General features: G+C 63.8%; 14 protein-coding genes. 5 read left to right on the top strand and 9 right to left on the bottom strand.

Annotation, left to right across the window (positions count from 1 at the left end):
• Positions 1–10 precede the first annotated feature (10 nt).
• Together ABZX02_RS09895 and ABZX02_RS09890 are read left to right on the top strand one after the other, a co-directional pair.
• Complete coding sequence (locus ABZX02_RS09895; RefSeq protein ID WP_355296642.1) at positions 11–775, top strand: hypothetical protein; 765 nt, start codon at positions 11–13, stop codon at positions 773–775.
• A gap of 671 nt (positions 776–1,446) precedes the next feature.
• Positions 1,447–4,668 carry a hypothetical protein gene (locus ABZX02_RS09890; RefSeq protein WP_355296640.1) on the top strand — a complete coding sequence of 1,074 codons (3,222 nt, stop codon included), beginning with the start codon at positions 1,447–1,449 and terminating at the stop codon, positions 4,666–4,668.
• Positions 4,669–4,935: 267 nt separating this feature from the next.
• Here the strand turns inward: ABZX02_RS09890 and ABZX02_RS09885 are convergent, their stop codons facing one another.
• Positions 4,936–9,870, bottom strand: a complete 4,935-nt coding sequence (locus ABZX02_RS09885) for a hypothetical protein (RefSeq protein ID WP_355296638.1) — start codon at positions 9,868–9,870, stop codon at positions 4,936–4,938.
• Positions 9,871–10,036: 166 nt separating this feature from the next.
• Here ABZX02_RS09885 and ABZX02_RS09880 point away from each other — a divergent pair, with 166 nt between their 5' ends.
• Positions 10,037–10,336 carry an integrase core domain-containing protein gene (locus ABZX02_RS09880; RefSeq protein WP_355296636.1) on the top strand — a complete coding sequence of 100 codons (300 nt, stop codon included), beginning with the start codon at positions 10,037–10,039 and terminating at the stop codon, positions 10,334–10,336.
• A gap of 31 nt (positions 10,337–10,367) precedes the next feature.
• On the opposite strand, the gene ABZX02_RS09875 is transcribed toward ABZX02_RS09880, so the two are convergent.
• On the bottom strand, positions 10,368–11,576 hold the full coding sequence (locus tag ABZX02_RS09875) for a pentapeptide repeat-containing protein (protein WP_355296634.1): 1,209 nt from the start codon (positions 11,574–11,576) through the stop codon (positions 10,368–10,370).
• A gap of 280 nt (positions 11,577–11,856) precedes the next feature.
• On the opposite strand from ABZX02_RS09875, the gene ABZX02_RS09870 reads away from it, so the two are divergent.
• A complete protein-coding gene (locus ABZX02_RS09870) occupies positions 11,857–13,071 on the top strand; it encodes a saccharopine dehydrogenase NADP-binding domain-containing protein (RefSeq protein ID WP_355296633.1) in 1,215 nt (404 codons plus the stop codon).
• A gap of 108 nt (positions 13,072–13,179) precedes the next feature.
• Entirely contained in the window at positions 13,180–13,662 is a 483-nt protein-coding gene (locus ABZX02_RS09865) for an integrase core domain-containing protein (protein WP_355296632.1), read from the top strand.
• Positions 13,663–13,864: 202 nt separating this feature from the next.
• Here the strand turns inward: ABZX02_RS09865 and ABZX02_RS09860 are convergent, their stop codons facing one another.
• The 7 genes from ABZX02_RS09860 to ABZX02_RS09830 all read right to left on the bottom strand — a co-directional run bounded on the left by ABZX02_RS09860 (position 13,865) and on the right by ABZX02_RS09830 (position 23,072).
• Positions 13,865–15,214, bottom strand: a complete 1,350-nt coding sequence (locus ABZX02_RS09860) for a hypothetical protein (protein WP_355296630.1) — start codon at positions 15,212–15,214, stop codon at positions 13,865–13,867.
• Between the two features lie 283 nt (positions 15,215–15,497).
• On the bottom strand, positions 15,498–16,682 hold the full coding sequence (locus tag ABZX02_RS09855; protein WP_355296628.1) for a hypothetical protein: 1,185 nt from the start codon (positions 16,680–16,682) through the stop codon (positions 15,498–15,500).
• Positions 16,683–17,108: 426 nt separating this feature from the next.
• Positions 17,109–20,288 (bottom strand): DEAD/DEAH box helicase family protein, encoded by a 3,180-nt coding sequence (locus ABZX02_RS09850; RefSeq protein WP_355296626.1) that lies wholly within the window; start codon positions 20,286–20,288, stop codon positions 17,109–17,111.
• 281 nt (positions 20,289–20,569) lie between these two features.
• The gene (locus tag ABZX02_RS09845; RefSeq protein ID WP_355296739.1) at positions 20,570–21,223 is read right to left on the bottom strand and encodes a MaoC/PaaZ C-terminal domain-containing protein; all 654 of its coding nucleotides are present in this window, start codon (positions 21,221–21,223) and stop codon (positions 20,570–20,572) included.
• Positions 21,224–21,320: 97 nt separating this feature from the next.
• Positions 21,321–21,524, bottom strand: a complete 204-nt coding sequence (locus ABZX02_RS09840; RefSeq protein ID WP_355296624.1) for a hypothetical protein — start codon at positions 21,522–21,524, stop codon at positions 21,321–21,323.
• A 128-nt stretch (positions 21,525–21,652) separates the two neighbouring features.
• Positions 21,653–21,895 (bottom strand): hypothetical protein, encoded by a 243-nt coding sequence (locus ABZX02_RS09835; protein WP_355296622.1) that lies wholly within the window; start codon positions 21,893–21,895, stop codon positions 21,653–21,655.
• A 151-nt stretch (positions 21,896–22,046) separates the two neighbouring features.
• The gene (locus ABZX02_RS09830) at positions 22,047–23,072 is read right to left on the bottom strand and encodes a site-specific integrase (RefSeq protein ID WP_355296737.1); all 1,026 of its coding nucleotides are present in this window, start codon (positions 23,070–23,072) and stop codon (positions 22,047–22,049) included.
• Between the last annotated feature and the right edge of the window lie 5 nt (positions 23,073–23,077).

Below are 23,077 nucleotides of genomic sequence, written 5' to 3'. Positions count from 1 at the left end.
ACCTGACCACTTGGCACGTTTCGTCCGTATCCTGGTGACCCCCTACCTCGCCGGGTATGGAGCCAAGCTGGGCACGGCGACCCGGCACGGCCGCTTCCTCACCTCGTCGAGCAAGGAGCTGTTCATGGATGTCAGGAAGTTCACGGCCGCCGCCTGGCTGCCCGCCCCGGACACGGTCGAGGCGCACGAGCACGGGTGGGCGGCGGTGGAGCACTGGATCCGCGAGCAAGAGAAGGTCGCCGGTGCACCGTCAGTGCTGCTGACATGCGACTTCCAGGTCGACGACCACGGCCTGCTGGGGACCTACCGGCGGGGCAGCACACACTACAGCGCGAAAGCTGGTGGACCGCCGTCGTCAGGACCGGTATTCGTCTACAACCCGACCCGCCGGGCTCTGCGCGCCGCACACGACATGGCCCGGTCGGCCATTTGCGTGTGGGAACACCCCTCCGACCCGGTTCTCGGCTGGGCTGGGCAGGTCTACGCCGTCGACCTGGTCACCGGACAGCCCACCCGACCCGCCGCGGCCTTGGCCGAACACCTGGACCGGCTGCTGTTGGCGGGGAACAACGGCTACGCCGACCGTCCGGGTGAGCGCGACGCCCGCCGCATTCTGGTCGAACTGCGCGAGGCGGACCTGCTCGGCGAGGACATTCCCGGCGCGCTCGCGGCGTACGAGGACATCTCGGTGGAGGCCCAGAAGCGCATCGTGGGGTTCATCGACCGATTGAGGCCGGCGCACAAGCCGTTCAGCGCCGACGTGAAGGATCTGTGAGCGGCGTCGCCTTACCCGATGAGGTCCGCAGCAAGTCGGATCGTCGTCGGCCGGAGAAGGAGACGGTGTTGGGAGAGGCAACGCGGGCGCGCCAGCAGGATCCTGGCGGGGCCCGTACTTCCACGGATGCACCAGGACTGCCCGTGGGTACGGTGTTGGTATCCACGACATCACCTACCTGTACGCGTGCACGACCCGCCTGGATCTACCTCACCACCGACGAGGACGTCGCGGCCGGGTTCGCCGGCCACTACTGCACCAGAGACGGTCTGCCCGGCTTGTCGCTACAGTGCAGTCTATTCAGGCCGCGTCCGAACCTTCTCGGCGACGGCGAGTGCATCTTGAGCACCGAACTGGCCACCCACGGCGCTCAATTGGCCAGCTGAAGCGCTCAGTCACATCAATCGGAGGCAGATAACCTGCGGGGTGCCAGAACTCTGCAGTCATACGCTGAGCTGCAGCGATGACTTTCCGGGCGGCACAGGTCAGTCGGTTTTCGGAATGTCCCAAGTGGACTTGGGCCGGTGCGGGCCCCGCGTTTAGTCCCTCGCACTGAAATGTCGATGAAAGCGGCGCCCTACCGGCGTTAGACTCCGCCGACTGAGCTGGGCGCCACGTGCGGTGTAGAGACTGCGATCGGCGCGACGCCCTGCCGTGGCAGTGCTATTGAGGTGACGCTGAGGATGTCAAGGAGTTCGGGCGGAGATCAGTTCGCGTCAGGGTTGCCGCTCAAGGTTGTCGAGCGGATTCATGCCGAGCTGGGAGACCGCGGCATCAAGGTGGTGGCCGCGTTGCGGACAGCCGCTGAGATGTTGGCGTGGGCGTTGCGTGATGAGAGTGGACTTAGGCTTGCTGAGAGCGCCATGTACAACGTCCGTGAGGCGTTCGACGGTGTAGTGGCTAGTCAACAGGCCGTGGTGGGAGGGGCGGCTGCGGCGCTCGCAGCGCTCAACAGGTTCGAGGACGAGGTTCGCCAGCCGGGCAACGACGACGTCGCGTCGCTCGAGGAGCTGAAGGTCGCGTTGCGCAGGGACCTGGAGAGACGCGAACGGACCTCCTACCACGCCTCGAAGTTGCTGGGGTATCTCCAGCGCAAGGCCGGCATCGGACCGCTCGCTGGACCCTTCGACCCTGTAGCTGAGTACAACAGGCTTCGCGGCCGTGCCGCTGGCGCATTGCACACGAGTACTGCTCTCGCTGACGCAACGGACCTCTATGAGCGCGCATTGGCGTGGTTCGTTCGCATGTTCACGCCACCGGACGCGGTCGTCACGGCCGTGCGCGAACTCGCTGCCGAAGCGTGGCAGGGCGAGGAGCAGATCGAGCGACTCCGGTTACTGGCGTCGAACCCGCATCACCTCCGGTTGTTCTTCACGGGGTTGCGCGATCCGGCCTGGTTGCTCCCGCTTCACGCGGCAGGCGTGATCACCCCGCCGGAACAGGGCGCATCGTGGCCGTTGACCGGACTTCTCGAGCACTTCGCGCAGGCACACCCGGCGGACCTCGCCGCGCTGCTGAAGCTCGTTTTCGTTGATGTGAAGCAACTCTCGGATCCTGCGCAGAAGTCGGAGGCGGGGTTCGAGGTCATCCGCATGGCGACTCAGCTGGGAGCGCCCGCCGACGCCTTGGTCGGTGACATCTACTCCGCACTACCCGGCGACCGCAACATCCGGGCGCTTGCGGTGGACGCTGTGAAGCGGTCGGATCCGGCCGACGACATCGTGCTCAGGGTCGGGCGACTGGTTCTGAACGGTAGCCCGTTCGACACCGACCGGTACTACTACAAGGTCGTTCTCGACCAGTTGCTGGCCGGGGTCGATGCCGACAACCTGTCGGGCAGGCTCGGCATGCTGGTTGCGAAGGTACGTGCGGCGGCCGAGCACGAACAGGCCAAGTACGTCGCGCTTGACATCGCCAGGTTCACGACCCCCTTGGGCGAGCAGGAGCGACACTATTTGGTCGTCATCACCCACTACCTCAGCAGGCTACTCGCAAAGGTCGTCGAACTGGGCCTCGACCCCGCCGTGCTCCTCACGAAGGTCAGGACCATCCCGGGCAAGATCGGGGGACGCCTGGCCAGTCAGCTCCTCGTCCGAGCCGACGAAGTCGCCCTGCGGGACAAGATCAGCCACATCGCGGACCGACTGACTTCGTCCACGGCCTCAGGTGAGGATCAGGACTTGGTGGTCGCGATCCTCTCCCTCGAACCGAGCCCCGAAGACCTGGCCGTCTGGGGCGAAGCGCTGGGCACGCCGTCCGAAGCGCAGGGTGGAGAGGTGCCCCGTGATTGGGCTCGAACCTGGCGGTGGTCGTCAGTGCTGCCGGCGGAGTCACTTGCCGCGTGGGGTGAGCAGATAGCTGCGGTGACTGCACGGTACGGAGAACCCGAGCGGACGTTCGAGAACCGCATGCCGCAGGTCTCGGGTCGCTGGGCAGAGTCGCCTCGCTCGGCTGAGCACCTTCGGACGCTTCCAGTACTTGCCGCAGCAGCGTTGGTGGCCGAATGGCGCCCAGGCGCGGACACGTTCGCGTCCACCGGAGGCGCTCTGGAACTCGCACGAGCACTTCAAGTCGTGATCGAGGCTGAGACTGAGCAGTGGGCAGCTGACCCAGTCGAAGTCGTGCGCACACTCCGCGAACCAACCTACGTGCAGCACTACTTCTCCGGCCTGACCAAGAAGGCTGCAGACCTCAGCGACCGCACTGCGGCAATCGTCGAAGCTGCGAGATTGGTGAGGACTGAAAGGTGGACTCCCTCCACCCTGGCCGACAACAACTTCGACTACGAGGCGGACTGGAACGCGGTAGAGGTCGCCTTCGTCGATCTGATCGCAGCGCTGGCCAACACCGACGCACCCTTGCGAGATCAACTCGACGACCTCTGGGAATGGGCTGACGATCTGCTCGACCGCCAGCCTCCTCCGGCAGGTGACTCAGGCGGGGACAGGGACGCACTCAACCGCGCGATCAACAGCCGGAGCGGACACGGCCTCCAGGCGATCCTCGCCCTGGCGGCGTGGGAACACCGGAACAACCGCGGTGTCCGAGCCCGTTTCGAGGACATCCTCGACCCGCTCCTGGCCGTGCGCGGCAGCGTCGGTATGGAGTTCCGAGCTGTGCTGTCGATGCGGCGCGTGCTGCTTGAACGCATCGCCCATGAGTGGTTGGAAGCGAATGTGGAGGCGCTGTTCCGCGACCCGGAGCTCGGCGCGGAGACGTTCGTCCTCACCCTGAAGTACAGCGGCCGCGCAACTCCGTGGTTCTTCCACACCTTTCGCGACGACCTGTTCGATGCCGCCCGCCGAGGCGTGACCGAAGCGGTCGATTGGATCGCAATCGGTGCCACGCAGGGAGAAGAAGGCTACGGCGTCGCCTCGATCATCAGCTCCTTCCGCGGCAACGGTGAACTGTTGGCGCAGACCACGGAGGACATCGCTTTCCGCGTTCAGAACCTCACCGGCGACGCGCCTGAACTTGCTGTCGGAGTCGAGTTCTGGCAGGCGCTGCTTGACGCAAAGCGCGTGCACGCACCGGCTGAGGCACTGCACTCGGTCGGTCGTTGGGCGTTCGTCGCCGGCCTCGGAGACGACGTCTGGTCGCGCCTCATGGTCGAGACGTTGAAGATCACCGACGGTGTAGTCGACTACGTGATCGAGGTCGCCGACCGTTGCGAGAGCACGCCGGTCCCCGGAGACAGCACCCGGATCCTGCTCATGCTGCTCGGCAAGGGCGAACCTTGGGAGCAGCACTACGTTGCCGGGATCGCTTCGCAGGCGCTCGCAGCCCTCAGCGAGACGCGACCCGACGAGAACTTCGCGGCCCTGAGGACTCGGCTGCTGGAGCTCGGACGCCACGAGGTCGTCGACTTGATGCCCTACGACGACAGCGACTGAGTTCGAAGAGACCTGGTGACAAGGGCTAGCGCTGGAGAAACTGTCGGACCTGCGGCGTAGCGTCCACTACAACAGCTGGTACTCACGTGGAGGAGATGGGATTGGGATAATTGACTGACCAGCTGCTCTGCGGGGACCAGGAATTCCCTAGCCCGAAGTGTGGGTTCCAGGTATTCTGCGTCAACGTACTGGTGTCCACTCATCGTTCGAATCTGGAATTCCCAGAGGGAAGAGCTCGATCGGTGCGTGGTGGTTTTGGCGGCCGGATCAGTCGACCTTTCCCACCTTGCTTGGTGTAGCTCTTGGGATGATAAGGACAGTGGGAAAACTGCGTTTTCCGGATTCTTTTCGTATCTGCTCTGCTTGCTGTTCGAGGCTTTCGGCGAGACGTTCAGGCGAGTGTAGTCTCGTCGCTGCACGCTTGGGATCAGGGTCCGCTGCGGTCCAGTGCTCTAGGGGGTACCAACCGACGAGGTAGATGCCGGCATCGGTGTTCTTGGCCTCCAGGTAGGGCATCAGCTGGTCTAGTTGTGCTGTGGGAACCGCTTCGTGCCAGCTGCCCTTGATTTCGATGGGTACGCTGATCGTCTCGATGCTCTCAAGCCATGAGGACGTCGCCGTCGCCTCAACGAGGATGTCGGGACGTTCGCCGGAGTCTCCTTCGTCGGTTGGCTTGATCATGACTTCGCGGTTGACGATGATGCCGCGGAGTTCGAGCCTCAGCAGTAGTTCGTGGGCGATGTACGCGGAGAGCGCTCCTTCGCGTTTGGGTCGCCACAGACGATGTTGCCTGTTTTTCCCTGTTGATTCGTCAAATTTCGGGATTCGTTCGCAGTCCCAGAGCAGGTTGGAATGCGTGTGCAGGCTATTTTGGATGTCGGTGATGGTGTCGAGGAGGACTTCGGCGAGTTCGACGGCAGTGCGGACGACCCGTCGATGAGGGTCGGCCAGGAGTGTGGTGACCTGTTCGTGCGTGAGCAGCACGGCGGCGGCTGCTTGAGCTTGGCGCCGTGCGTTGATCAACGCGGCTCGAAGCGTGCGATCTCCCGGGAACCGGTCGACGATCTTCCGGACGCTGCGGACTGACGCCGCAGTGCCTCGGCGGGACAGCAGTGTCAGCACCCTTTTGCGCCATTCGTGAACCGCCTGGTCACCTGTGACGTAGAAGTCTGCGGTCAGGTCGGCCTCGGTGTCGGGAGGGCAGGCGTCGGCCAGCCAGAGGTAGACCTCGGCCAGTTCGGTGTCGGACAACGTCTCGATGATCGAGTCGCTCATGATCCGGCTAGCGCATGCCTGGGCAAGGTCCTGCGCAAATTGCGGTGATTCCGTCAGTTTCGAGTTGATGACCGGCCACGCGGCGCTGGCGTCTGAGGACAGCAGGACCTCGGCGGCGGCGACGCCGACGAGATGCGAGGTCTCGCTATTTTGGATGGCGTCCAACGTCTGGGTGACCAGTTGGACAGTTCGAGCGTCTCCGGTAATCAGAGGGTGGCGCAGGAGGTCTTGCCAGGTTCGGAGGGCTGCATCGCGAGCTTGTTGGGTCGGAGGCAAGGTGATGGGGTCGACGTGGGCCAGGGCGGATGACGGGGACGGTGGGGCGTCGTTTGACTGGGGTGCGGTGTCGATGGTCTGTCGGTTCAGCGCCGCGTGGAGTTCCTCCGCGAGAGTGACGAGAAGATGGTGTGTGGCCGGTGGGAGTGCCGAGGCGAGCTGGCTCAGCGCCCACGGTTGCTGGCCGTCATTGCAGGCGCGACGGACCAGTCGCTGGAGCGCGTCGTCGAGTTGAGTCGGCGCGTGAACTGCGATCTGGTTGAGAAAACTGCGGTAAGCGGTGCCCTCTTGGGCCACATTCAGTCGGTGTGCCTTGTCGATGACCGCACCCACCCAGGCGCTCCACGGGACGTTCAGGTCGTCGAGCCGGCCGGTGTTGTGCAGGAACAGCAGGGCGGCGTAGCCCGCTTCGGCCTTGTGGTTGGTCAGCTGGGCGCCGAGCCAGGTGTCGCGGTGGTCGTTCTCGGTGAGCAGGTAGTGGCGGGCGGCGAGGTGGAAGGCGTTGTGGAACTCGTCTTCGGGCCACAGGATCGCGCCCGCATGGCGTCGTACGTCGTAGGTGTCAGTGACGTCGGGTTGGCCGGTGAGCGGGTTGGCGCGTAGATCGTGCACGAGGCGATGGAAAGCGGTGGTGTCGCCTTCCGTGGCCGCATGTAGACGCTGGCGTTGTATCTGGGCGAACTCGGTGGCGTGTTCCCACTTCTTCGGTCCGCGGAAGCTGCGCTTCATATTCTTGGCGCGCTGACTGTTCAGGTCGACGCCTTCGTACATCCACTTGATGTTTGTCCACTCAGGTGTGTCGTGGAGAGTGTAGGCGCGCTCGAACGTTGCAGGGTTGTACAGGTCGGCGATGGCGGTCGCCAAGACTCGCAAAGCGGCTGCATGTGCTGGGGCGCCTTGGGTGTGATGGTGATCTGCGCGGTCCAATGCCCAGGCGAAGTCTTGGTCGTCGAGCAGGTGCGTCCGGTCGCCACGCTGTGTTCCGACCGGGGCGAGGGTGTCGCGGTATGAAGGGGTGCGCCGCCATTCACGGGCGATCATGAGAGCGAGTGGCAGGTCGAAGTCGCCTGTGCGCTTGACGATCTCCAGCACCATGGCTTCGGCCAGCGCGTGCCGCAACTCCCGGCTTCTGCTGTCCTCGGTGCTGTCGTTGTGCACGAGGTCGAGTCCGACTGGGAGCGTCGGCCGGAATTCGACTCGGATGAGATCAGTGAACAGATCTGCCAGCGCCGGAATGTGCAGATGTGCATTGGATGAAACCGACACACGATCGGTGATTGGCGCGAGGACCTCCTCTAGCGTCGTTTCACGCGAGAGCCCGTGGTTCGGTGTGCCCGTGACGTCGACCAAGTCGCCATCTTCGGACAGGCTTGCGACCTTGCGCGCCAGCTGAGATGCAGTGTCCAGCAGGGCCGGGACATCGGCATCGGTCACTGCACGCGGGAACTGGCTCAACTGCCAGCGGTACATGCCTTGTGGTCTTTGCTGCACGGGCCGGACGTGCGGTAGTACCTCCGCGAGGTTCGCGTGCTTGGGCCACAGCAAGGACAGTAGGACGCCGACGAGTTCGTCGTGCTCCTGGTCGCGATCGTCGGACACGTCCTGGAGGGTGCCGAGTAGTGAGCGCAGCCGTGGCGCTGCGACGGCGGCAGCGGTTTCCATGGCGACATCCGCGGCGGTTGTACGCAGCAGAGTGGACAGTTGTGGATTCTCCGCCAACCGCAGGAGCAGGTCGGTCACAGTCTCGTCGGGGCAGTCACGTGCGAGGTGCAGGGCGACAGTCACCTCGGCGTAGTTCGACTCTCCTGCCGGATCGATGTTGGGCGTGTCGAGGACGACACGGAGTTGGTCAGCTAGACCCGGATGTGGCAGATGCCAGCGTGTGCCTCGCCAAGACCACTGGGACAGTTCGACCTCGGCGGCGCGTCGCAGCAGCCCATCGGTCATCACTGCCCGCGTGTCATGATCTGTGATGACGGCGCTGTGTGCCACGAGACCTTGAGGATCGGCGCGCGCCAGCCAGCGGTGCTGAGTCGGCGCATGCGCAAGCAGCCATGCGGCGGTCTCACGCAAGTGGACCGGGATGCTGACGGTGTCCTCGTCAGGGGCTGCGACGAGGAACAAACCGGCCAGCTGGCGGCGCACACCGCTGCCACCCCGGTCGGCCCGAATCGCGAGATATCGGGCTGCGAGATACGCGGCGAACGACGAGTGGGCGAACGCCCTACGGTTCGGTCCGCTTCGGGAGAACAACGCCGTTCGAAGGGTCTGAGCGACAGCAGCGGGCGTGACGTCGAAGCTTCCGCCCGCAATCTCGGTTCCTCCGGCCAGTGCGCCCTCGGTGAGATCGTGTGCATCTGCCAGCGCATACTCACCGGTCCAGATCGCCCGCTGACCGGAGAGTACGAGACGTGCGGCGATGCGGCCGGCGATCTGCACGCGCTGCGGCACACTTGTGATCGGCATCCACGTCCGGGCACGTTCGCGATCGTGCTCGTCGGCCAGGCGCTTGACGCCTAGCGCAAATAGACCGAGCGCTCCCTGAGCCAACGATTGAGCGTTCTGACGGTAGGCGCCAAGCAGTATCGCCAACGTCAGCGGGACGCTGGCAAGCGTACCGGCACCGTTGGCGACAACAGCCTTCACGAACGCCTGCGCGTCCACACCGTCGAAGCTTGACGCCAGAGTGGTGACATCAGCTCGGGTTAACGGAGCAAGGTCGGCGACTATGCACCCGCCCAGCGTCTGCTTGAGCACCGCGGTCAGCGCTTCGGGGTAATCGGCCGTGCGGCAGGCGATCAGCAGCCGCAGAAACCGTGTGTTCTTGTCCTTAAGCGCTTGTTGCAGGCGTCGAGGCAGGTTCCGGAGGAACGGGCTCTCGTCGAGCTGATCCAACACGATCGTCAATGGGTATGCCGCCGCGCCCAACCCGCTGGAGGGCAAGGCGGCCAGGTGCTCTCCGATGGTCTCCCGAAACGTCGCAAGGTCGCTCAGTTCGGAGCCGGTCACCCACAGCGTGCCCGATTGACCTGGATCGGGTGGCAGGGTGTCGGGGCCGACACCTGTCACCAGCGACAGCGTCGTGGTCTTGCCCGCACCGGGCTCACCCAACAAAACCAAAGCGCCGCTGCCGGCTGCCTCATCGGGGCGGACCAGAAGTTGTGAGACGGAGCGAGCCGTGCGACTGTCCCGCGTAGGGAGGAAACCGTCCTCGTCGAGGTCGAACGGCGGATCGCCACTTTCTGACTCATCCCGGACCCGCACCCAACGCGGGACAGGTGCATCGAATCTCAACTCGCTCGCCACAACACCGTGATCGCTCCTCACCCGCATACCGCTACACGACACGGCCTGCCGCATCCCTGTCAGCACGAATCCGAGGCAATCGTCGAGATGAACGCGATCATGGAACGCTGGGTCAAGGCACTTAGCGGCGAACTCCTCGACCGCACACTGATCTGGAACGAGGCCCATCTCCGGCACGCCCTGCGCGAGTACGAGCGGCACTACAACGAGCACCGCACCCGCCGATCGTTCGCCGCTATAGCACCCCTGCGAACCCGGCACCAGGCCCTTGGAACTGACCGGATCGAATGCCTCGCGGTACTCTGACGAGACCGACTCGGCGGAGTCCTCCACGAGTGTCGGCATGTAGCTTGACCTGTGCGGACGTAATTTTCGGCACGCACACCAGCAGGCGAGGAACCTGGCGAGCGAACTCGGAGCGCGCCTGGAATCTCTGCGCTTCCTGCGGCGTGACCGCGACGGCAAGTACGGAGACGCGTTCGACGCCGTCTTCGAGGCAGAGGAACTTCGCGTGATTGCGACTGCACCGCGAGCTCCCCGGATGAACGCGCGGTGCGAACGGATCATCGGCAGCATCTGCCGTGAGGTGCTCGACCATGTCCTCGTCCTGGGAGAAGGTCATGCGCGTCAAGTACTCGCGGCCTACCAGACTCACTACAACGAGCACCGGCCTCACCAGGCTCGCGACCAGCTACCGCCAGACATCTTCGAACACCCCGCATCGGCGCATGATCTTGATAGCCCTGGCTGTCCTCCACTTCGCAGGCGGATCCTCGTTGGGGTGGTCCACGAGTACAGGTGCGCCCCTTGAACTGCGGCGATGACTTTTCGAGCGGCACAAGTTAACTTCGTTTGAGGGTGGCGTAGGCGCCTGTGGCGTCGAGATGCCATCCGTCTGGCCAGCAGTTGGAGTTCGCGCCGGCTTCCGGGTTGGTTGCTTCGGGATGCTCGATGACGGTATCTCGGAACTCGACGGATGTGGATCCGTCAGGCCATGTGGCGTTGCGGAAGTCCGCGCTGCCGGAGAACACCACGCCCTCGAACCGTGTCTTGCCGTTGAAGGTGCTTCCCTGGAACGAAACATGTCGGCCGAATCTGGCTGGTCGGTAGAACTTGTCACCGTGAAACCAAACGCCGTCAGCAAAGATAGAGGATGAAATCCATGCCGAGTTGGTGAACTGGGTGCCACGGAAATCCGTGTGGCCGAGGAAGTTCGTGTTCTGTACGAACGCAGATTCGCACTGCATCCCCCTGAACACGGTTTCGCCCGCGAGCGTCGCGTTGTTCAAGTTGATGGAGAGCAGGTTGGCCTGGGCAAGCGTGAAATGGACGAGGTGTGCTCCGCTGAGGTCCAGGTGGACGTTCGACCAGAAGCTGGTTAGCGAGTTTGACGATTCAGGGCTGTTAGCAGACGGGTCATCGCGCAGATGGTTGGCTAGTATGCGTTGCGCGGCGGTTCGTACTTGCAGTTCCTCATGCCGTTGACGCTTAATGAGCTCGTCGGCGTCGGCCTGTTCGTCGAGTGACGCGTACGGCATCCGCAGGTAGGCGCAGATGACGTCGACAATGGTGTGCCGATGGTCAGGGTTGCCTTGTCCCAGTCTTTCCAACGCGTACAGCCCTGCCAGCCGTACCGGCGCTTTGTCAGAACCCAACTGGTCGGCTGCCTTGGTGTACAGCTCGGTGACGCGACGTTCCGCGGCGTCCAGACGCGAGTCCTCAGCAACTCGTTCCGCGTGGATCTGCACCCTGTCTCGTTGCGTAAGTTCGATTCGACGCACCTCGAGTTCCAGCTCCTGGGTGCGCTGCCGCCGGGCTGCCAGGTACAGGGCGAACAGCCCGCCGCCGCCGACGACGATTCCGGAGGCGAGTTTGACCGCCTCGATCTGCGCTGAGGTGCGTTTCTCCGCATCGGCGAGGGCCCGGCTGTCGATCCATCGCCACAGAACCAGTAGCACGGCTGCACCGGCCAGGACTGCCAGCGCGGCGACGAGTGGCACAGTCCAGCGGGGGAGCGGAGCTCGTGGTCTTGATGCCATCGCGTCGTCCATGCATCTGCGATCCACGGAACCAGCCCTCCTGTTACAGATAGCGGCAGGGCTGGGTATTCGGCCGACTCCTCGTTCCGGCCGAAGTCGGCCTGCGGATACTGGCCTGTGAGCGGCGAGTAGCAGTTCGGCCCTGCACACCACCACCGGGCACGCCGAGGCGACCTCGTCCCGCACTAACTCAGCCACCACAGAACAACCTCGCGCCACAACGCAAGCGCCTGCTTACCCAAAGGCCGCCCGACTGGGGCGGTGGCCGGAGCTTGAGGGCATGCTGACGGCCATGAATCGTGAGCACGACGTCGTCGTCTACGGCGCCACCGGGTTCGTGGGGGCGCTAACCGCGGCATACCTGGCGCGGCACGCCCCCGAGGGCGTGCGGATCGCGCTGGCCGGGCGGTCCGCGAACAAGCTCGCCGCCACCAGGGCCGGGCTGCCCGCGGCGGCTCGGGAGTGGCCGCTGGTCGTCGCCGACTCGGGGGACCCGGTCGCGCTGGCGGCGCTGGCCGCGTCGACGCGGGTACTCGCCACCACCGTCGGCCCGTACGCGCGTTACGGGCTCCCGGTCGTCGAGGCGTGCGCACGGGCCGGCACGCACTACGCGGATCTGACCGGCGAGGTGTTGTTCGTCCGTGCCGCGATCGACGCCGTGCACGAGCTGGCCCTGGATTCCGGAGCCCGGATCGTGCATGCCTGCGGCTACGACTCGATCCCGTCGGACCTGGGCATGTTGTTGCTGCACGAGCGGGCCGTGGCTGACGGCGCGGGTCCGCTCACCGAGGTGCGGTTGGTGGCTACGGTTCGCGGCGGTTTCAGCGGCGGCACGATCGACTCGCTGCGGGCGCAGATCGAGGCTTACGAGAGCAATCCCGGTTTGCGCCGCGTCGCGGCCGATCCGCATGCGCTCAGTCCCGACCGCGCAGCAGAGCCGACGCCCGCCCAGCCCCGTGACGCGGCGATGCCCTCCCGCGCCGCCGACGGAACGTGGCAGGCGCCGTTCGTGATGGCCCCGTTCAACACCCGCATCGTGCGGCGCAGCAACGCCCTGCTCGACTGGGCCTACGGGCCGCAGCTGCGCTACGGCGAGGTGATGGGCGCGGGGCAGGGCGTCACCGGAGCGCTTATGGCGGTCGGTATCACCGGTGGGCTGGCCGGGCTGGTCGGCGCGATGTCGGTCAAGCCCGTCCGTGGCCTGCTCGACCGGGTGCTGCCCGCGCCCGGTAGCGGGCCCAGCGAACAGGCTCGTGCGAAGGGCTGGTTCCGTTCGGTGCTGCACGCCACCACCGGCTCGGGGCGCCGCTACCGGGCCACGGTCGCCGGAGCGGGCGATCCCGGCTACGCCGCCACGGCCGTCATGCTCGGGCAGAGTGCCCTCTGCCTGGCCCTCGACGACCTCCCGCAGCGCTCCGGCTCGCTCACGCCCGCGACGGCCATGGGCCGGCCGCTGATCGATCGCCTGCGGCTCGCCGGCCACACCTACGACGTCACGACCGCCTGACCCACGCCACCTTGCGGGGTTGGGCGGCGGCAGAGGGCCAGGATGCAGATCCGTACGTCGTCGGCGAGTGCTTGGCGGCTTGGTCAAGGAGTACGAGCCTGCAGCAGCGTGATCCGCAGGTCAGGCATGTTGAGCCATGTTTTGGCACCCCACAGGGTCACCCAGGCGATCCGCAACCTGCTCATGGACCTCGAAGACACCGGACACCTCACGCGGATCAGGTTCTTTATTCGCGCCCGCGACGCCAAATACCCAACGTTGATAGACAAAATCCTCGGCACCGCCGGGATCGACACGGTACCGACCGGCGTCCGGATGCCCCGTATGAACGCGATCATGGAACGCTGGGCCAAGACACTTCGCGTTGAACTGCTGGACCGCACGCTGATCTGGAATCAGGCCCACCTAACGCACGCGTTGCGTGAGTACGAGCGGCACTACAACGAGCACCGCACCCACCGATCACTCGCAGCCGCAGCACCCTTGCGAGCGCGGCCTCAGCCTCGTGAACCCGAGGAGATCGAACTCCTCACCACAGATCGACAGGACCGTCTCGGCGGAGTCATCCACGAGTACCACCATGCGGCTTAACCTGCACGGACGTGGTTTTCGGCACGTACAGGACTTGTAAGCGCACTCCTCTGACGTGGCTCGGGCACACAGAGACCTTTGTCCCTACCGTTCGCGATGGCGGCCGTAATTCCTGATGCTGCTGCCTCGACCGTTAATGCTTGGTTGGGCCATCTTGATCGAACATACTGGTCGGAACGTAGAGGTGCAGATGCAGATATGGCTACTTCAGGGTCTTGAGACGTTCCCTGACGAGTTCGTCATTGTACCGAACTAGCGCTGATTTCCAGAGGGGTTCTGTCGGTGCAACCTGTTCTGCGAACGCTTTAATCTTACCAGTCCACAGGCCGCGCTTTTCGAGGCCCGACGCAGCTACGGTCATCAGAGTGGTTCGCGGGTAGACTCCACGTTGCGCGACAACTCTATCGAAAATGAATTGTGAAAGAGCGTGAGTTGCCTCCAGGGCGGCGACCGCTTCGGGTCTCGTGGGCTCGTATCCGCCATGGACAACGCGATGCCTCAAGCGGTACGCGCGCTGGTACCAATGTCCAAGTGCACCCTGATCCGTTTTCCAGGTTCCCTTAAGTCTGGGGGCGAGTTGTTTCAAGATTGCGGGCACGATCTTTCCGTCTTCCCACGCTGAAGCTGCGACTGCGGTCGGGACTTTGTCTTCCCAAAGAAGTGTCGTGAGGATGCTTGTTACTAGAACCTCTGCGGCAGTGGAGGCGAGTACGACGGCTTGACCGGCCTCTCCCCGGGAATAGAGCGCTTCTCTCGCTTCGAGGAAACGTTCTGACCATCCGATCTGCCGGTCGCCGATTCTGATGGAACCAAGCCATTGCGTAAATCTCTCGGCGAGCGGTCCGTTGATTCCAGGTTCGGGCGGTGATGCGTCCAGCAGGAAGTTGTTGTGATTTGGAAGTACGAGCTGGGGTCCTTCCCAGGTTCCGACAGGCTGAAGTACATTCAAAATTCGCCCGTCTTCATGCTCGTAGGAAGTTACCTCTCCATCTGCGTGGTAGCACAGGATGGGTCCCGAGATAGTTGGATAGAGAGGGCGAGGTTGGGGACGCTCGACTGCCAAGCGAAATGCTCTTGTGAGGTCGTCGATATAGCGGAGGCATCGCATGAGCGGATCAGCGCGTGGAGGTAGATCTTGCGGATCGCCAGTCCAGTCTGCATCAGGCTGATCCGGAGACTTTGCGTTTGTCATGGCTTCGACAACCGTGTAGTACTCGTTGGGTCGGATCATTCTTGCCTGCTGCTGCTCTTCAGTCGAAGTAGTTGGCATGATTTGAGGGTCTCGACTGACTGCCTCGAAAACAGCGTCACCCATCGCGCTAAGACGACCAGCATCCTGAGTGATCTGGTGGATGACGATACTTACTATAGGAGTGTCCTCGGCATCGTCGCTGCGAGGTTGATTGCCAATGTGATCGACCAGCTGGGTGCGGTCCGGAAAAGGAAGAACCACGGGTAGGCAAAAGAACCATCGGGAGAGTTTCCCCGCTGGAGTCTTTGAGACTTCCTTTACTTCAGAACCGAGGCTGGTGCTCGCTGAATCTTGATCCATCGATCCTCCTGAGTTCCTGTATATCGATTCGCGACGTGAAATTTCGGGCGGCGCCTGCCAAGGTTTTCTGGTTCTCTATATTTGTCATTTTTGTTTCTTGTGTGGACCCTTGGAGTCGGAAGGAATCGAATATGCCCGACATGGCCGAGTGATCTGCAGGCTCCGGGAAAAATATTCTGATTGGCTGGATGGAACGCGTACCGTCCCTGTGGGCGATCTTCTTGACTGATGTGGCGCAGAATCTGCCCGACTTTGTCTGCAGTGCGTAGCGCTGTGTCATCCGTCAGCTCAGTACTGCCTGGTTGAACAAAGCTGGCGTGGGGAAGCCCTCTTTGAGTGCTCGCAAAAGTCCGCGGCGAGCAAAGTCGGAGGCAAGGGCATATGCCTCCATGATCTGAGTTTTATCGGGGTATTTCGAGCCGTGCACGAGTCGGCTGCGCATCTCGTAGATGCCGCTAAGCTGCTTCGCTACGGCGGGCCTATCGTCTGGGTGCTCTGACAGATAGTGGGCGCCGTGCACACGGAAGCGGTAGCCAAGATCACCCCGTCGGGCGCTCTCGTCATAGGGAAGCAGCAGCGCCTCCAGCGCAATTGTGAAGTCGAGCACGCCGTCGGCATAGCTATCGCGTGCCAGACCTGCGACGAACCGATGTACGGCTAGATCGCGCGGTGATCTGGGCTCGCTGATGTGGTAGCGCTCGAGCTGTTCCGCTCTTGTCACGATGTCCAACAGATCTTCGGGCGTAATCTGCGTAGCAGCGCCTGTGTCATGTGATCGCTGGGGCAGCAGCAGTGGTTGGTGTCCACGTCCGTCCATGACCCACGGAGGTTCGGCGCCTTGGACGGCGAAGCGCCCCTTCACATGATGGCCAAACAACTGGAACGCAGTAGTCAATGGCTGCGCTCGTTCGAACAGAGAGAGGTTCTGTTTGTTCCTTGGGCCGCGAAGCTCCAATTCCAGAACGGTATGGGGGATCTCGGTGAAGGTGGTCATCATTGATGCGAAACCACCACGCTCATCGAAGATGGCGCCCTGCTCGCTCGGCAAGAGACGGCGCACGCGGACATCGCTGACGGTGAGCGTCTCATTGCCTTCCACATGTACGCCGCTGATGGGAATACTGACGCTATATCGCAGATCACTGGCCGTCGCGACATCCAGTACCTCGTCAGCAAACGCCAGGGCTGATGCCTCATCTGCGTCAGTTACGCTCGGCAGTTTTGTCAAGTGGTAGTGCAATGCGGGCACAACGACAATCCGCATGACCCAGCCTGTGGGGTCTTCCTCGAAAGGAGGCGGTGGGCCGAGCTTGGCGATGAAGCCCTCGGACGACGGGAGGGGGCACCAGTAAGGCAGGTTGGCCTCGTCGAGCTCGACGAGTTGCGTTGAGCAGTTCCGAATGGCGTCGACTTCTGCGTCGTTGAGCCACGGGGGCTCAGGCAGCAGGGGATGCCAGAACGCCAGCACGTTCTGTGCCTCGGTGTGGGGCGTTCCGCTCCACTCGGTTGCGCTTGGGCGTTCGATCACCGTCCGTTGGACGTGGACGGTGAGTGGCGCCCCGGCGAGTTCTAGCCGACGTCTTGCGGCATCAGCTGTAGCCAGGAAGACCGAGGCGAGATTGCGTCGCAGGTCATCGAGCGTGAGCGTTGGGCACCTCCTTGAAATCGCCGGACGAGCACGCGCTGCTTGCCGAGTCCCATGCGAGTCCTAACTCGTAGGTGTGGCAAGGCAGGACGTTTGTCCAAGCCCTCATTGACGTTCGGAGCCCGTCACTCTACTTCGGATCAAGCAAGTGGCGGCGCGACGCACCCGTCCGGAGGCAGAGTCTCTTGGCGCATGAGGATTACATCTTGCGTTCAAGAGACCTCCGCCATAGGTACACATCCGGCTGCGTCATTGGCTGCAGTACACCTCGAAAGTGCCTTTAGTTACCGCGTGCACATACGATTCGGCGCCGGCGAGGACTCGCAGGTGCTCATCTGTTGCCGCGGCACCAGAGAGGCCTGGTTGTGCAAGCAGGTTGTGGAAGCGAGGGCGTAGTTGCGGCGCGATCGACATGAGCTGGTAGAGATCCGTGAGCGCGCCGACCATAAAGGGTGAAGCGTCGGTGCGCTGATAGAAGCGTTGTGCGCGCTTGTCGAGGTGGCGAAGTAGTGGCATCGCGCCGTGTTGGCGCCACTTCGCGCCGCGGACTGCTTGACCACACAATTCATAGAGGTCATCGAGTCGCGCCCCGGCCTTCTTCTTGCTGGAGTACTTGCAGTGGACGAGCGTGATGTGCAGCTCGTGCTCGTGGACTCGAAGACCGACGAGGTCGGCAGCTTCGCCGGCACCGTCGTCGTCGATGAGCAGGTCGAACTGCAGCGTGTTGAGCAGATGCCGGACCATGTAAGCCTGAATGGAGTCCGCTCGTCGCTCCGGCCCTTGAGATTCGACAGACAGGTCTACACCCGCCCAGTCGAGCGCCGTCAAGCGTTCACGTGGGAACGGGCGCAGGTCGTAGCGGGGCTCGAGGAGCTTGTCCTGGGAAGTGATCATGCGGTCGTTCTCGAGCAGCAGCATGGGCTTGTTCTCGTTGATCCACTGCTGCAGCTTGGTCGAGGTCCTGGCGGTCTCGACCTGAGCATCATTCCCAAGTGGACTGTAGGTGAGGCCGCTGTCGGTGAAGTCTGCGTGATAGGGGACTTCCCAGGCCGGGGTGACGAGAGACAGGACGAACGGCCCCGTGGTGCTGAAGTCGTCAACCCGGATGTCGATGTCGGTCAGGTGGTATCTGCTGTCGTCAACTCGGATCATCAGTTCGGGACCTGTACCGAGGTAGAAGCGCCAGTCCCACTCTGCTGCAAGCAGGACGAGTTCGGGGCGTTCGGTGAGGTCTTGCGGGACGATGAAGCCGCCTAGGACCTTGGCGAGGTCGATGCTCGAGTCGAGCAGCTTCGTGCCCTGTGCGTCACACCATTGCCGCCAGGCGCTCAGGCTCGGAGCCGTTCTGGTGGACCAGAAGCGCCCGGATAGGGCGGCGCTGATGGTGATGCGGTCGCCATCGCTGAAGCCGGATGTGCTGATGTGCGTCTGGGTTTTTCCCTGCTGATCCAGGGCGTCCAGAGCGTGAAGCACGTCGCTGCCGACGTGCATGGAGAACCGGTTGAAGTGGTCCCTGGCATCGAGGAGCCCGATGTTCGTGGGGATCAACCGATCGAGGTGGGCCAGCACGCGGAACGTGGTCGAGCCCTTGATCGGTTTGGTGCCGGCGCCGAGGACGGCCTCGGCTAGATCGGCGTAGTCACCGTTCTTCATCGAGCTGTGCACGTAGAGGATGCGGTGTTCTCGGTCGAAGTACATGACGATGAGCTCGTGCAGGACCTGTTCGAGAGTCTTCACATCACCCCAAGCCACCTCGTCTCGGTGCTCGACGACGAACCAGGCGACCGACGACTCAACGCCGAGCGCGATGCTGCTGTCGAGCACTTTGTCCGGCCCGTAGAAGACCAGCGCGGCTTCCGGATCCCAGTTCTGGGTTGGCGCGGTGTGGGCGATGGCGCTCATTTTGGGCTCCAGCAGGGCCGTTGCCACGTCCTCGGGACCGCCGCTGAACGAGTTGTCGAACGCCGAGACTGCTTCGGCCGCCTGAGTGACTCGCTCTGTCATGTCGCGCAGAAGCAGGTTCCAGTCGGCGTCTTCCCGTAGTAGGTCGCGCAGCGGCGACGCCACGATGGACGGATCACGGGCAACGAACACCGATGCGGTACCGAGATCTGTAGCGTCCGCTCGCGCGCGGGTGAACCGTCCGATGAACTGGATCATCGGGCTAAGGCTCTTCTTGACGTCGTGGAGCGCGGCGACTTTGAGCGCTGGCAGGTCGAAACCTTCGCCCAGCATGTCGACGCAGACGACAATCCGACAGTCACGTGTCTTCAACTGCTCGTGGACTGCTCGCCGGTCGGCTGCAGCCACCTTCTCATGGAGCACTGCCGGATGAAGGTCGCCGGCCTTCGCTTCATACAACTTCAAGAGCGACTCTGCGCGAGCGACGCTTTTGGCTCGGGCCATGAGGATGTGGTTGTAGCCAGCAGTGAGGTCTTCGCGCAAGCGGGTGATAGCCAGATCAGCCAGGACCTCGTCGGTGCCTTCGATGGCGACGACGGCTTGGTAGTCGATCGTGGTGAAGTACTCGTCGCGCTGTGCCTCGCGGAGCGGAAACCGGTAAATCGTGCGGCCGGGAACGCTCTTACCGTCTTCGCGAAACGGGGTCGCGGTGAAAAGCAGTACCCTGCGGTCGGAGAAGGCTTCGACGACTCGCTTCCAGCTCGGGGCTGGAGCGTGGTGGGCTTCGTCCACCATCAGGTGAGAGCACCCCTGCAAGATCACCTGGAGCGCTTCGTCAGAACACGCGTTGAGCGCATGCGGCGTGGCGACGATGACGTTGGATGTCGAAAGCAGCTGAGCTGCATCCTCGACATCTTTGATTCCGTGCTTGAAGCGTGCAACGCAAGGTCGGAGTGCTTGCCGTGCGGCGATCTCCTTCTCCTGAAGGATGCCCAAGCTTTCGAACTTGTCTGCGACCTGATCTCGCAGAGCCAACGTCGGTACCAAGACAAGCAGCCGCTCTGGACGTTCCGCAAGCATCACAGCCAGCATCGTCTCGGTCTTGCCGGTTCCTGTGGGCATGACGACAACGCCGGGCTCCGTCACTCCAGTCGACCAGTATCCGATCACCGAATGCAGAGCGCCTAGCTGAGGACGGCGCAAACTGCCTGGCACGCCGGGTTTCCGGAACTCGATGGAGCCTTCGAAGGAGTTGGACACCGCTTCCGGAGGGTGAAGTTCCCGGCTACCGCACCACGTCAGGAGCGGGCTCGCCGGAACGGTGACGTCGAGATGAGCCGTTAGCGGTCCGTCAGTCGGCGCGCTACCACCCACTACTGCCGGCCAGACACCGAACTGGTTGGACACAACCGAACCGGTGTCAGTCTGACGTACCTCGAGCGTGGACTTAGGGACGAGCAGCTGACGTACTTGATTGCGCGCGACCTTGACAGTTCGGGCCCATACTTCGTCGGTGGCAACCAGCATGCGCGCTCCGATCCCTCGCTAATGCGGTGGGTATCGGCCCCGCGGTCCAGTCGTTACGGACATTTGCGAACAACAGCCGATCGTGTGATGCAACCTGGATAATGACGGCCGCACGTCACCTGAGTAGGGCGACTGACTACGAGTGAGGAGTCGCGTCCCAGGCCGCGCAAGGTTGCAGAGGACCAGGCTGCGCTGCCATTCGAGGCCGTGGTCGAGCACACCCGCGGCACGGAGGCGCAGATGTGCGTCCTCGCGCACCGGCGGGCGGCCGAACTGAGCGCTCACCGGTAGAGGACGACCGCCTCGGCCACGCACACCGGTCGATCGGAGTCCGGCACCTCCACGGTGATTCCGAACGTGGCCTCCACGCCGCCGGCACGCTCGCGGGCGTCGAGCAACCGCACGCGGGCGCGCACCGCTGAGCCGACGGGCACCGGGGCGGGGAACCGGACCTTGTTCAGGCCGTAGTTCACGCCGGCCTGGAGTACCTCGATCTCCACTGTCTCGTAGAGGAACTTCGGGGCCAGCGCGAGGGTCAGGTAGCCGTGCGCGATGGTGCCGCCGAACGGCCCGGTGCGCGCCCGTTCGGGGTCGGTGTGGATGCACTGGTGGTCGTCGGTCGCCTCGGCGAAGAGGTTCACGCGGTCCTGGGTGAAGCGGGCTCGGCGTTGCTGCAGTAGGCCGAAGTCGATCTGACCGGCCTCGTTGTAGACGACGACCTCGCCGTCGAGCACCGCGGCGCGCCCTCGCAGCGCCGCGGTGAGCACGCCGGTCAGCTCAGCGAACTCAGCGGTGAGGTCGAGACCGTTGCGGCTGGTCAGCACCGTCGTTCCGTCAGCCGCGATCCGCATCGCGGCACGGTAGCCGTCGAGCTTGTACTCGTACGCCCACTGCGGCCCTTCCCGCAGGCGGCCACCATCGGGCTTGGCCAGCATCGGGTCGATCCACGCGGGAACGGAGTCGTGTGTCACGGCGACCTCCGATCCCGGTGTGTTACCTGCTCACCAGGAATCTGAAGGTAGCCCGAACGGCCTAGCCTCGCCCGCCGGGCCGTTCGCGCAGCCGGAGCACGTGGAAGGGCACCAGTTGGTCGACCAGGTACACCTTCTGCGGGCGGCCGTCGGCATAGCCGATCTCGTAGTTGACGACGCCGAACCAGTCGCCGTCGATGCTCGGGAAGCGGCCGTAAAGCCTGCCGGGGACCTCGCCGGTCATGTCCAGGCCCGTCTCGATCACCTTTCGCGGTGCACCTGCGATACGGGCGAACAGCCGATCGAGCCGGACCCCGACGCTGGTGAGCACGGCCCTCCGGCCGTGGATGGTGTCGCCCTCCCATGTCGTGTGTGGAGTGTGGAGTGTCATGTTCACCTGCTCGCAGTCAGTGCACGGTTCGCGCGGTGGAGGACGAGTTCGAAGTAGCGCTCCTCGGACAGTTCCGCGCTGTCGGGAGCAGGCGCCGTGGCCGCCAGTCGCCAGGCGTCGTCGAAGCCGTTGGTCGTGCAGGCGAGGCAGCTGATGTGGGCTTCACCGTCTCGTACGACTGCGCGGAACTGGGAGTGGTCGAGCGTGTGTCGCCCGAGCTTGCACCTCGACGGCAAGAGAGCCACCGGTTGTCCGGTCGAGTCGTACCTGTAGGTGAGTGTGCCGTCCATTTGGGACGGTTCAAGAAGCTGCCGATCCATGAGGCGAGAACCTATCACTGTATTCGTACATATGTTCGATTGGATGCGTGTGGCGTTCCAAGTCCGTCCTATTGGGTCACGACCTGTCGAAAAGAGTTGCCGAGGGAGTGGCGACCGCCAGCGGATGCTCTTCGTTCGTGAGCGCGGCGAGCGCCGTGGCGACTTCTTCGAGCGTGGCTCGGACGTAGGTGGTCGTGGTGCCGGCGTCGCTCTTGCCGAAGTGTCCGGCGTACGCCCGTGCGACGGCGTACCCGAAGTGCCGCTCGACCCACGTCAGCGTGGTGTACCGGATCCAGTGGGTGCTCACCTGCTGCGTTGCGACCCAGGGCAGGTGCTTGCCGAGCCGCTGCCACAGGTAGTCGTAGCGACGCCTCGTGATCGGGTCGCCGTTGCGGTAGCGGAGAAGCTGCTCGTTGCCTACGGCGCCACGTTGTTCGCCGAGAACGAGGAGGTGCTTCATCAGGGTTGGTGAGACCGGCTGCCAGCGCACGGTGCCGCCCTTCTCCAAGAGCTTGACGAGACATTGCTCGGGGTCGAGGTCGCAACGCCGAAGCGCGAGTGCGCCGCCACGACGCGCGGCGGTCTCGGTGTGGAAGCGGAGCAGGACGAGGTCGAGCTCGGGATCGTTGCCGGTCGTGCCGGCGACTTCGTTGATCTCGCGGAGTCGGTTGTCGGGAAGCGCACGGCGGGTGTTGGCGAGTCGGCGTGGTTTGGCGACGCGTCGCGCTGGGTTGTCGCTTTCGGACATGAGGCGGTCCGCGATCGCGTGTTGGTAAAGGCAACGGGCCGCCGCGATGAGGTGCTCGGCGGCCGAGCGGCCGCCGCGGGAGTTCTTGCGGACGAGCGCTGCCGCCTTGGTCTGCTCGGCGAGCTGCTTGATGTCCAGCGGGGTCGGCTCGTCGAGTGGGCGGTCGCCCCACTCGTCGACGATGCGGTTCCAGTACGTCTCGTAGACGCGCAGCGTGCCGGCGGGTACGGCCTTGGACACGCTCTCGACGTACTCGCGGATGCTCGGCATCGAGGTCGATGCCGGTTGGTCGAGCAGTTGTTCCGGCCGGACCCCGAGGCGGTTGAGCAGAAGCCGCACCGCCTCGAGGTCGATGTCAT

Origin of the sequence: Lentzea sp. NPDC003310, from assembly GCF_040610935.1 — a bacterium.
GTDB lineage: Bacteria > Actinomycetota > Actinomycetes > Mycobacteriales > Pseudonocardiaceae > Lentzea.
This window is presented reverse-complemented; position numbering and strand designations above follow the sequence as displayed.

Bases quoted from the DNA above. Each gene is read 5' to 3' on its own strand.
- ABZX02_RS09885 (WP_355296638.1), bottom strand. From the start codon at position 9,870: ATGCCGACACTCGTGGAGGACTCCGCCGAGTCGGTCTCGTCAGAGTAC.
- ABZX02_RS09875 (WP_355296634.1), bottom strand. From the start codon at position 11,576: ATGGACGACGCGATGGCATCAAGACCACGAGCTCCGCTCCCCCGCTGG.
- ABZX02_RS09870 (WP_355296633.1), top strand. From the start codon at position 11,857: ATGAATCGTGAGCACGACGTCGTCGTCTACGGCGCCACCGGGTTCGTG.
- ABZX02_RS09860 (WP_355296630.1), bottom strand. From the start codon at position 15,214: ATGGATCAAGATTCAGCGAGCACCAGCCTCGGTTCTGAAGTAAAGGAA.
- ABZX02_RS09850 (WP_355296626.1), bottom strand. From the start codon at position 20,288: ATGCTGGTTGCCACCGACGAAGTATGGGCCCGAACTGTCAAGGTCGCG.
- ABZX02_RS09845 (WP_355296739.1), bottom strand. From the start codon at position 21,223: ATGCTGGCCAAGCCCGATGGTGGCCGCCTGCGGGAAGGGCCGCAGTGG.